6 protein-coding genes are annotated in these 10,497 nt (G+C 62.5%); 4 read left to right on the forward strand and 2 right to left on the reverse strand.

The window, feature by feature from the left end:
* Nucleotides 1-511 precede the first annotated feature (511 nt).
* Both DK391_RS42775 and DK391_RS42780 read right to left on the reverse strand, forming a co-directional pair.
* Entirely contained in the window at nt 512-1,498 is a 987-nt protein-coding gene (locus DK391_RS42775; RefSeq protein WP_109484052.1) for a 2-hydroxyacid dehydrogenase, read from the reverse strand.
* A 45-nt stretch (nt 1,499-1,543) separates the two neighbouring features.
* A complete protein-coding gene (locus tag DK391_RS42780) occupies nt 1,544-2,536 on the reverse strand; it encodes a LysR family transcriptional regulator (protein WP_109484057.1) in 993 nt (330 codons plus the stop codon).
* Between the two features lie 579 nt (nt 2,537-3,115).
* Between DK391_RS42780 and aspT (DK391_RS42785) the strand changes: the two genes are divergently transcribed.
* The 4 genes from aspT (DK391_RS42785) to DK391_RS42800 all read left to right on the forward strand — a co-directional run bounded on the left by aspT (DK391_RS42785) (nt 3,116) and on the right by DK391_RS42800 (nt 9,827).
* On the forward strand, nt 3,116-4,804 hold the full coding sequence (gene aspT, locus DK391_RS42785; protein WP_109484053.1) for an aspartate-alanine antiporter: 1,689 nt from the start codon (nt 3,116-3,118) through the stop codon (nt 4,802-4,804).
* Between the two features lie 182 nt (nt 4,805-4,986).
* A complete protein-coding gene (gene aspT / locus DK391_RS42790; RefSeq protein WP_109484054.1) occupies nt 4,987-6,672 on the forward strand; it encodes an aspartate-alanine antiporter in 1,686 nt (561 codons plus the stop codon).
* A gap of 128 nt (nt 6,673-6,800) precedes the next feature.
* Complete coding sequence (locus DK391_RS42795; protein WP_109484055.1) at nt 6,801-8,450, forward strand: bifunctional aspartate transaminase/aspartate 4-decarboxylase; 1,650 nt, start codon at nt 6,801-6,803, stop codon at nt 8,448-8,450.
* 147 nt (nt 8,451-8,597) lie between these two features.
* Nucleotides 8,598-9,827, forward strand: coding sequence for an aminotransferase class V-fold PLP-dependent enzyme (locus tag DK391_RS42800; protein ID WP_109484056.1), 1,230 nt, complete (start codon nt 8,598-8,600; stop codon nt 9,825-9,827).
* The last annotated feature ends 670 nt before the right edge of the window (nt 9,828-10,497 follow it).

A 10,497-nucleotide genomic window follows, 5' to 3' on the forward strand; every position in this document is an offset into this window, starting at 1 on the left:
GCGCATCACCCTCTTCAAACACCCGCGTCTCAGCGAGCCTTACCAGTTCGGCCCAGGCCGCCCAGGTGGCAAACGGTGTGTCGGCTGTCGCGCCTTATACGCTTCACTCCGGACTGAAAAGTAAAGGCGGTGTGTCTTGTAGGATCGCCGACGCATAATGCGCGACAACCTACACACCGTTTGCCACCTGGGCTGCATATGCGAGTTGCTGCCGCTTGGGGCACTACGGGTGATTGAAGTGGGGTAGGCGAATATTCGAAGCGATGGCAACGGGCGGTAACTGAGAGGTTGCCGTGTGAAGGATAGGAACCGTTGGGGGCCCGCAGGCAAAGAGCGAAGCGGGCGGTGTTAGCCCGCTTTCTTTTGCCTACTTTTCTTTGCGGCGGCAAAGAAAAGTAGGTGCCGCCCCGCACAGGGGCAACGCTAGCAAACCAGTAACAAATCGCGGACGCCAGCAAAAACCCAGGAAAACCAACCCAAACCAACCCCAAACCGCGCAGCAAAAAAAACCCTAAACAACATTCCGCACCACCCCATCCCGCCACGCCTCAACATTAGCAAGCGTAGTCTGCGCAATCTCAGTCATCGCCTCACGCGTAAAAAACGCCTGATGCGCAGTCACAATCACATTCGGGAACATCAAAAGCCGCGCGAGCACATCATCCTGCAACGGCAGATTCGAATGATCCTCGAAGAAAATCCCGCCTTCTTCCTCATACACGTCCAGCCCAAGATGGCCTAACTGTCCGCTCTTGAGCGCGCCGACCAGCGCATTGCTTTCGACCAGCCCGCCACGCCCGGTATTGATCAGCATCGCTCCACGCTTCATCTTGGCGAGCGCATGTCGATTGATCAGGTGGTAAGTGGACGGCAGCAACGGGCAATGCAAGCTGACGATATCCGAATCCGCCAGCAGCGTATCGAGCGGCACATACCGCCCGCCCAACGCAAGCAGTTCTGTGGCCGGCGGCCCCGGATCATGCGCGAGCACCTGCATCCCAAACCCCGCCATGATCCGCGCAAAGCATCGTCCGATGATCCCCGTGCCGATCACGCCCACCGTCTTGCCATGCAGATCGAAACCCAGCAGGCCATTGAGCGAAAAATCGCCCTCGCGCGTGCGGGCGACGGCACGCGCCAGCTTGCGGTTCAGCGCGAGAATCATCCCGACTGCGTGCTCGGCCACGGCATGCGGCGAGTAAGCCGGCACGCGCACCACGCCGATCCCCAGCCGCTGCGCAGCCGCCAGATCGACGTGATTGAAGCCCGCCGAGCGCAGCGCGATCAACCGCGTTCCGCCCGCATGCAGCCGCTCGAGCACGGCGGCATCGACGAGGTCGTTGACGAACGGACACACCACGTCGTAACCCTCGGCCAGCACGGCCGTGTCCGCTTCGAGATGCGACTCCTGAAAGTGCAGTTCGTAGCGGAACGCCGCGTTCGCCTCGTTGAACGTGTCGATGTCGTACTGGCGGCTGCTGAACAGGATCATGCGCATGGTCACTCGCTCCTCATTGGCCTGCGGGCTTCATCGGTGCGTGCATCACGACGCGTGCTGCGCCGCGAGATGCAGGTCGTGCGCCATGATGGCATGCGTGTCGGCGGGTAGCGCTGACGCGGGACAACCTGCGTGCTCGAGCGTGTAATCGACGAACGCGCGCGTTTTCGCGGGCAGATGACGCCGCCGCGGGTAGACCAGCGACACCTTCGCCTGCGATTCGTCGACGGTGTAGTCCTGCATGATGCGCCTGAGCGCGCCCGTCGCGAAGTCGTCGGCGACCAGCGGCTCCGGCAGCACCGCGACGCCCATGCCCGCAATCGCCGCCAGCCGCACCAGCAGCGGACTGTTCACCATGTATGACGGCTCGATCATCACGGGCAGCGCGTCGCCGTCGCTATCGACGAAATGCCAGATGGTCGGCCCGCGTTGCTCGGAAGGCGTCGCGATGCACGAATGCAGCACCAGATGCTCGGGATGTCGCGGCTCTTCACGCGTGGCGAGATAGGCAGGCGCGGCGCACGGCACGAGCCGCTGCGTGGCGAACGACAGTTCGATGCTCTCCGTCTCCGCTGCCGCACCCGAGGGCGGCGTCGGCCCGGCGATGAAGAGGCCAACGTCGTAGCCGTCTTCGATCAGATGCGGGATGCGCTCGGCGAGCGTCAGGCGGATATGCACCTTCGGATAGCGGCGCCGATAGCCATCGAGCAGTTGCGTGAGCGATTGCGGCGACAACGCGCCCGTCGCGACGACGCGCAGCGTGCCGCCCGGCTCGCGCTCGGTGCCCGCCACCGAGCCTTCGAGATGATCGAGTTCTTCGAGCAGCCCGCGGCAGCCTTCCAGATAGTGCGTGCCCGCCTCGGTCAGCGACAGGTTGCGTGTGGTGCGGTTGATGAGGCGCGCGTGGAGATGCGCTTCGAGCGTGGCGATCGAGCGTGTGACGAGCGCGTTCGATACCTTCAGCTGCTGGGCCGCACGTCTGAAGCTTTGTGTTTCGGCGACCCGGACAAAGACCCGCATGGCGTAGATCTGATTCATGGTGGCGCCCTCGTAAAGCGCGGTGCTGCCGCGCATCGTTGACCCGGTGGTGGCGTGCGGCAGCGGTTTCTGCGTCGGCCTTGGCGGGTGTCATACCGCCTGATTGCTGACAATCCGGCGGCTCGTAAATTTACAGATCTGGCTCAAAAATAATATTGACAGTCGCTAGCAATTACAATATCTATTAAAACGACGACGCTATTTCGCAATTGTAAAAAGACTGGCATTTTCGCCATATGGCGGAATTGATCTATACGATTTCCGCCTGCTTCAATGCGGACATAAAAAGGCCTCTGGCTGCAAGAAACGTGTTCCGGGTTGTTCGACAACTTTACGAGGGAACCATGTCTGTCAACGGAAGCAACACAAGCTGATTCAAGGCTTCTCGACAATTGCGCCACCTCCGTCTGACACAACGCGTCAGCGCGGCGCATTACACTCCGCTTCGAATAACACCGGTTAATCCGGTGAATATTCGCGCGCGCTCAAATTAAACGCCACTATTTGCTGTGCGGATTATCGGGCGCTATTTTTTTAAAAAGATTCATACAACGATCCGCTTTGCGGGGAATTCCGAACATGGTCGCCGAATTGCTTAAGTCTCAGCCGGAGATTGCGCTGTTCGCGAGTCTTGCACTCGGATATCTGATTGGCTCGATCAAGATCGGCCCGATCCAGCTTGGCGGCGTGTGCGGCACGCTGATCGTTTCGCTGCTGCTTGGGCAGACAGGCGCGCGTCTGTCGCCCGATCTCAAGAACGTCGCCTTCGCGCTGTTCATCTTCGCGCTCGGTTTCACGGGCGGCCCGCAGTTCTTTGCCAACGTCGGGCGAGGCTGGCGCTATGGCCTGCTGTCGATCGTCGAAATCGTCTCGGTGCTGGGACTGGTGATGCTCGCCGTCGCGCTGCTGCATCTCGATCCCGGCACGGCAGCAGGGCTGCTGGCGGGTGCAGCGACGGAATCGGCCGTGATCGGCACGGCGTCGGAAGCGGTCGCGAGGCTTGGCCTGTCAGATGCCGAGACGTTGCGTCTGCAAGCGAACATCGTCACGGCGTACAGCGTCAGCTATCTGTTCGGACTTATTACGATCGTGCTTTTCACGAGTCAGTTCGCGGCGCTGCTGTTGCGCGTGAACCTGCGCGACGAGGCCGAGCGGTTGTGGCGGCAACTCGGCGGCGGCGATTCGCTCGGCGAAGGCGAGCGGCTTGCCGCGCCCGCGCTGGTAGGGCGCGCGTTCCGTATCGATCGCGCTGCAGGGCTGACAGTGAGTGGCTTCGAGGCGCAATACGGCCACAACCTCACCATCGAGCAGATCGAGCGCAGCGGCGCATCGCTTGCCGTCGCACCCGACCTGACGCTCGCAGCGGGCGATCTCGTGCTGGTGGGCGGCCGGCGCGAAGCGCTGGTCGAAGCCGCGCCGCTGCTAGGCGAGGAAGTCGCATCGGGCCATCATTTCTCGACGGCGCTCGCCGATATGGTCGATGTCGTACTCACGCGCAAGGACGCGCACCACGCGACGATCCGCCAGCTGCGCGAACGTGCCGACCCCGTGCAGGGGCGCGGTATCTATATAGCGGCCGTGACGCGGCTGGAGAACCGCATTCCCGCGTTGCCCGGCACCGAACTGAATCGCGGCGACGTTCTGACGCTGGTCGGGGCAAAGGCCGACGTGCTGCGCGGCGCGCAGCGGCTTGGCTATCTGCTGCCCGCCACCCTCAAAACCGACTTCATCTATCTCGGTCTCGGCGTGCTGGTCGGCATGGCGATCGGGCGGCTGTCGGGCACCATCGGCGGCGTGACGCTGGCGCTCGGCACGGGCGGCGGTTGCCTGCTGTCGGGCTTGCTGGTCGGATGGTTCCGCTCGTTTCACCCGCTGTTCGGCTCGCTGCCGCCCGCGGCCGCGCAGATCATCAAGGACTTCGGCCTGGCTACCTTTATCGCCGCTGTCGGCCTGTCGGCCGGGCCGGATGCGATCAAGCTCGTGCATCAGTTCGGTCTCGCGCTGCCCATCGCCGGGCTTCTGATGGTGCGGGTTCCGGGTCTGCTGTCGTTGTGGATCGGCCGGATGTTCCTGAAGCTCGATCCGCCGATGCTGCGCGGCGCCATCGCCGGCCAGCAGTGCAGCACGCCGGCGATCAGCGCGCTGGTCGGCGTGACGGGCAACTCGACGCCCGTGATCGGCTACACGATCACCTACGCGCTGTCGAACATCCTGCTGCCGCTGATGGGGCCGCTGGTGGTGGGGCTGGCCGCGCAGTTCGGCCACTGATGCGGGTGCTGCACGTCGCCAGCGGGCGGGCAACGCAAAAGAACAGACAAGCGTCACGAAACAGGCATCGAATGACCGCGCGGGCCGCCAGGCTCGCGCGGTCAGGGGCGCCGGACGGTAGTGCCACGTCGTCCGGCGCATTTCGTCGCGGCTTGGCCGCGCGCTTTCATTGAGAGGGCACGATGGACTGGATACACAACATCTTTCACAAGTCACCAGAGATAGCGTTGTTCCTGTCGCTGGCCGTGGGTTACTACATCGGCCAGATCAACTTCGGCAAATTCCAGCTGGGCGGCGTCGGCGGCTCGTTGCTGGCGGCTGTCGTCATCAGTCAGGCGGGCGTGTCGATCGACAACGGCGTGAAAGCGGTGATGTTCGCCGTTTTCATCTACGCCGTGGGCTACGACTCGGGGCCGGGCTTTTTCAACTCGCTGAACCGCAAGACGTTGCGCGAGATCGCGATGGCGGTGTTTCTCGCCGTGTCGGCGCTGATCACCGTGATCATCTGCGCGAAGATTTTCCATCTCAACAAGGGGCTGGCCGCCGGGCTGGCGGGTGGCGCGCTGACGCAGTCGGCGATCATCGGCACGGCAGGCGATGCGATTGCGCGTCTCGGCCTGCCAGCCGAAGAGGTCAAATCGTTGCAGTCCGATGTGGCGATTGCCTACGCGGTGACCTACGTGTTCGGCTCGCTCGGCGCGATCATCGTGTGCGTGAACATCCTGCCGAAGTTCATGGGACGCGACCTCCGCGCGGCCGCGCTTGACGCCGAAGCGAAGCTCGCGGGCGGCACGCCGTCGCGCGCGCCGGGACAACTGGCCGCGCTGCCCGAACTGGTTGGGCGCGCTTTCAAGGTCGGGGCGGCGGCGGGGCGCAAGGTGTCCGAGATCGAAATGGCCGCGCAGGACTTCGTGACCATCGAGAAAATTCGCCGTGCCGGCAAGGAGGTCGAGCCGGGACCGGACGTCACGCTCGCGCCCGGCGACATCGTGCTGGTGGTCGGGCGCCGCGAAGGCATGGTGCCCATCGCGCCGCAGATCGGCACGGAAGTCTCCGATGTGACGGATGTCAGCGCCGTCATGCTGACGCGCCAGGCCGTATTCACCGCGAAAGGCCTGAATCACACGACGATCCAGAAAGTGCGCGAAACCGTCGATCGCGACCTGCGCCACGGCGTGTTCCTCGAAAGCATCACGCGCGTCGGGCAGCCGGTACCGATCCTGCCCGAGACGCAACTCGAGCATGGCGACGTGATCACGTATTTCGGTTCCGCGAAGGACACGAAGCGTGCGGTCGCGGCAACCGGCTACGAGTTGCCTTACTCGATCAAGACCGACTTCATCTATATGGGTGTCGGCATGGTGATCGGCCTGCTGATCGGGCTGGTCGTCGTCAACGTTGGCGGCGTGCCGCTCACGCTCGGTTCGGGCGGCGGCTGCCTGCTCGCGGGTCTCGTGTTCGGCTGGATGCGCGGCAAGCATCCGATGTACGGCGTGATGCCGCCTGCCGCGTCGCGCCTGCTTCAGGACTTCGGGCTGGCCGCGTTCGTCGCGGTGGTCGGGCTGAATTCGGGCTTGCAGGCGGTGACGACGATCAAGCAACTCGGTATCACGATCTTCCTGCTCGGCGTGGTCGTGACGATGGTGCCGCTGCTGCTGACGATGCTGTTCGGCCGCTACGTGCTGCGCTACGACAACGCGGCGATTCTCGCGGGCGCGCTGTCCGGCTCGCGCAGCGCGAATCCCGCGTTCGGCGGCGTGCTCGACAAGGCCGAGAGCGCCGTGCCGACCGTGCCGTTCGCGATCACCTATGCGATTGCGAACGTGCTGCTGACGTTGCTGGGGCCGCTCGTGGTCGGGCTGGTCTGAACCTCGAATCGATCCGGCGGGACACGCGCGCCCGCCGGGCCTACTGCTTATCAGGACTGTAGCCAGCGCCCACGAAGGGCCGTTGCCCGCGACGCCGGCGCATTTCCTCTTTCAATGGAGAACGCATCATGGCAAAGGACAAACAGGCTAGCGACAAGGCAGCCATCCAGGCGCTCAGCCCGTTCGAACTCAAGGACGAGTTGATCAAGGCGGCGGGCGGCGGCGCCGTCGAGCGGCCCGCCAACGCATCGATGCTGAACGCCGGCCGCGGCAATCCAAATTTTCTCGCGACGATTCCCCGCCACGGCTTCTGGCAACTGGGTCTCTTCGCGATGCGCGAAGCGGAGCGTTCGTTCGCCTACCTGCCCGAAGGCGTGGGCGGCTTTCCGAAGCGCGAAGGGCTGGCCGAGCGCTTCGAACTGTTTCTACGTGAGAACAAGGGCACGCCGGGCATCGACTTTCTGGCGGGCGTGGTGTCGTACGTGCGCGATCAGCTCGGTCTGTCGGGCACCGACTTTCTCTACGAGATGTGCGAAGGCATTCTCGCGTCGAATTACCCGGTGCCTGATCGCATGCTGAAGCTGTCGGAGATCATTGTCGGGCAGTATCTGCGGCGCGAGATGATCGGCAAGTATCCGTTCGTCGGCGAGTTCGATACGTTTGCCGTGGAAGGCGGCACGGCCGCGATGACGTACATCTTCAACACGATGAAGCAGAACCATCTGATCAAGGCGGGCGACACCATCGCGCTCGGTCGCCCGATCTTCACGCCGTATATCGAGATTCCGACGCTCAACGACTACGACCTGAACGTGGTCAATCTGGACGCTGACGTCGAAAACAACTGGCAGTATTCGAAGTCCGAACTCGACAAGCTGCGCGACCCGAAGGTGAAGGCGTTCTTCCTCGTGAATCCGAGCAATCCGCCTTCCGTGCGGATCAGCGACGAAAGCCTCGAATACATCGCGGAGATCGTCAAGGAGCGGCCGGACCTGATCCTGCTGACGGACGACGTGTACGGCACCTTCGCCGACGACTTCGTCTCGCTGTTCGCGCTGGCGCCGAAGAACACCATTCTGGTGTACTCGTATTCGAAGTATTTCGGCGCGACGGGCTGGCGCCTCGGCACGATCTCGACGCACAAGGACAACATCCTCGACAAGCTGATTTCCGAGTTGCCGAAGGACGTCAAGAAGATCCTGCATCATCGCTATGAGTCGATCACGACGGAGCCGGACAAGCTGAAGTTCATCGACCGGCTGGTGGCCGACAGCCGTACGGTGGCGCTGAATCACACGGCTGGGCTATCGACGCCGCAGCAGGTGCAGATGGTGCTCTTCTCGCTGTTCTCGCTGATGGACACGCCCGATGCGTACAAGAACGCGCTGAAGCGCCTGATCCGCAGCCGCAAGCGCGCGCTGTACGAAGAGATCGGCATTGCCTTCGACGAGAAGGATACGAACCAGGTCGATTACTACACGATCATCGACATGGAGTATTTCGGCGAGCGCGCGTATGGCCGCGATTTCGTCGACTGGCTGCTCAAGCACACCGAGGCGTCGGAACTGCTGTTCCGCCTCGCCGCCGATGCGCGCGTCGTGCTGTTGCCGGGCATGGGCTTTGGTACGAAGCATCCTTCGGGACGCGTGTCGCTGGCCAATCTCAACGAGTCCGACTATCGCAAGATCGGGCGCGCGATCCGCAAGCTCACCGACGAATACGTCGAGCGCTACCAGAAGGAGACGGGCAAAAAGATCGAGCGCAAAGAGGTCAAGTGACAATCTGGCCGGCATGAGCCGGCATGCGTCTCTTGCTTAATCGGACGTATGGGTGAATGATCAGAGGATGGCCCGCCGCCCGCAGGTGCTGCTGCGCGCGGCGGGCCGTTTTGTCTGTTCCTGTTCATCGTTCCATGCGTTCCGATCATGACCACACCAACGTCCTACGTCGTTCCCTGTCCTGAAGTCGAATCGCTCGACGCGATTCTCCCCGAAGAGCCACTCCTGATGATGGGCGCCGGTCCGGTGCCGATTCCCGCCGCGGTCGCCAAGGCCAATGCGATCGTCATCAACCATCTGGGCGGCACGATGGCCAAGGTGGTCGGGCAGGTGAAGACGATGGCGCGTTACGTGTTCCAGACCAATTCGAAGTGGGTGCTGGGCGTCGCAGGCCCAGGCTCAGCCGCGATGGAAATGGCGATTTCCAATCTCGCCTGGCAAGGCACGCGGGTGCTGAGCATCAAGAATGGTTTTTTCAGCGCACGGATGGCGGAGATGGGACGGCGCGTGGGCGCTGACGTGTCGTTACTGGAAGTGGGCGACCGGGCCGTCGCGACGCTCGAACAGGTCGAGGAGGCGATCCGCCGCACGCGGCCGGAGATCGTCACGATCGTGCAGGGCGAAACGTCGAATACCGTCTGGAACTATCACCTGAAGGATATTGCGGCGCTGGCGAAGAAAGCGGGCGCGCTGGTTGTCGTCGATGCTGTCTGCACGTTGTCGACGATGCCGCTCGAGATGGATGCGTGGGGTATCGACGCCGTGATTACGGGTGGACAAAAGGGCTTGTCGTCGATTCCGGGTGTGTCGCTGATTGCGTTTTCAGATGCTGCCTGGGAGCGGGTGAAAGGGCGGCCCGCGGCGAGTGCGCATTGGTGTTTGGATGCGTCGCTGGCGGAGAATTTCTGGCATAACGCCGGGTATCACTACACCGCGCCTGTTTCCGGCGTGCTGGCTTTGCATGAGGCTTTGCGGCTGGTTTGCGCTGAGACGCTGGAGAAGCGGTTTGCACGGCATTTGAAGTGCTCGCTTGCGCTGCAGGCTGGTATTAGTGCGATGGGGTTGTCGTTGTTTGCTCCTGCGGAGTGCAGGTTGAATTCGGTTGTTGGGATTGAGGTGCCCTCTGGGGCGAAGTCTTCTCCTGGGCTCACGCCGGCTGATATCTGCTCGCATATCTCGCGGCATCATCAGGTGGAGATTTCTGGATCATTCGGGTTGCCGATTGTGCGGATCGGGCAGATGGGCGAGCAGGCTCGCGCTCATAATCTTTTTCGAACGCTTCATGCGTTTGGGCGCTCGATGGTCGAGCTTGGGGTTGGGGTCGATTTGCCAGCTGGCGTGGCGGCGCTTGAGCGTGCGTTGGCTGGGAGGGATTGAGGTTTTTTGTTGGCTGCCGCGCTCTATAGGGTTGGTTTGCTGGGGTTGTCGTCGGCATCCGCGTTGTGACTTACCACTTCATGCGTCGCCCCTGTGCGGGGCAGCACCTACTTTTCTTTGCCGCCGCAAAGAAAAGTAGGCAAAAGAAAGCGGGCTAACACCGCTAATGCTAGTCGTTGCCTGCGGGCCCCCAACGGGTCCTGCGCTCCAAACGGCAACGTGCTTTTTCTTGCCCGTTGCCAGCGCTCTTAAATAGCGCATCCCCCGCTTCAATCACCCGTAGCGCCACCAGCGGCAGCGAATGGTTTATGCCGCCCAGGTGGCAAACGGTGTGTAGGTTGGCGCGCCGTACGCGTCGGCGCTCCTACAAGAGACACCGCCTTTGCTTTTCAGTCCGGAGTGATGCGTGTATGGCGCGACAGCCGACACACAGTTTGCCACCTGGAGAACCTGGGCAGGTTGATCGCGCAAGTTGAGACGCGGGCGCGTGAAGTGGGGGATGCGTGAATTAGGACGTTGGCAACGGGCATCAGGAAGTGCGTTGCCATGAACAGGACGGGGCCGTTGGGGGCCCGCAGGCAAGAACTAGATCTGGCGGTGTTAGCCCGCTTTCTTTTGCCTACTTTTCTTTGCGGCGGCAAAGAAAAGTAGGTGCTGCCCCGCACAGGGG

The organism is Paraburkholderia sp. C35, from assembly GCF_003121405.1.
Lineage (GTDB): Bacteria > Pseudomonadota > Gammaproteobacteria > Burkholderiales > Burkholderiaceae > Paraburkholderia.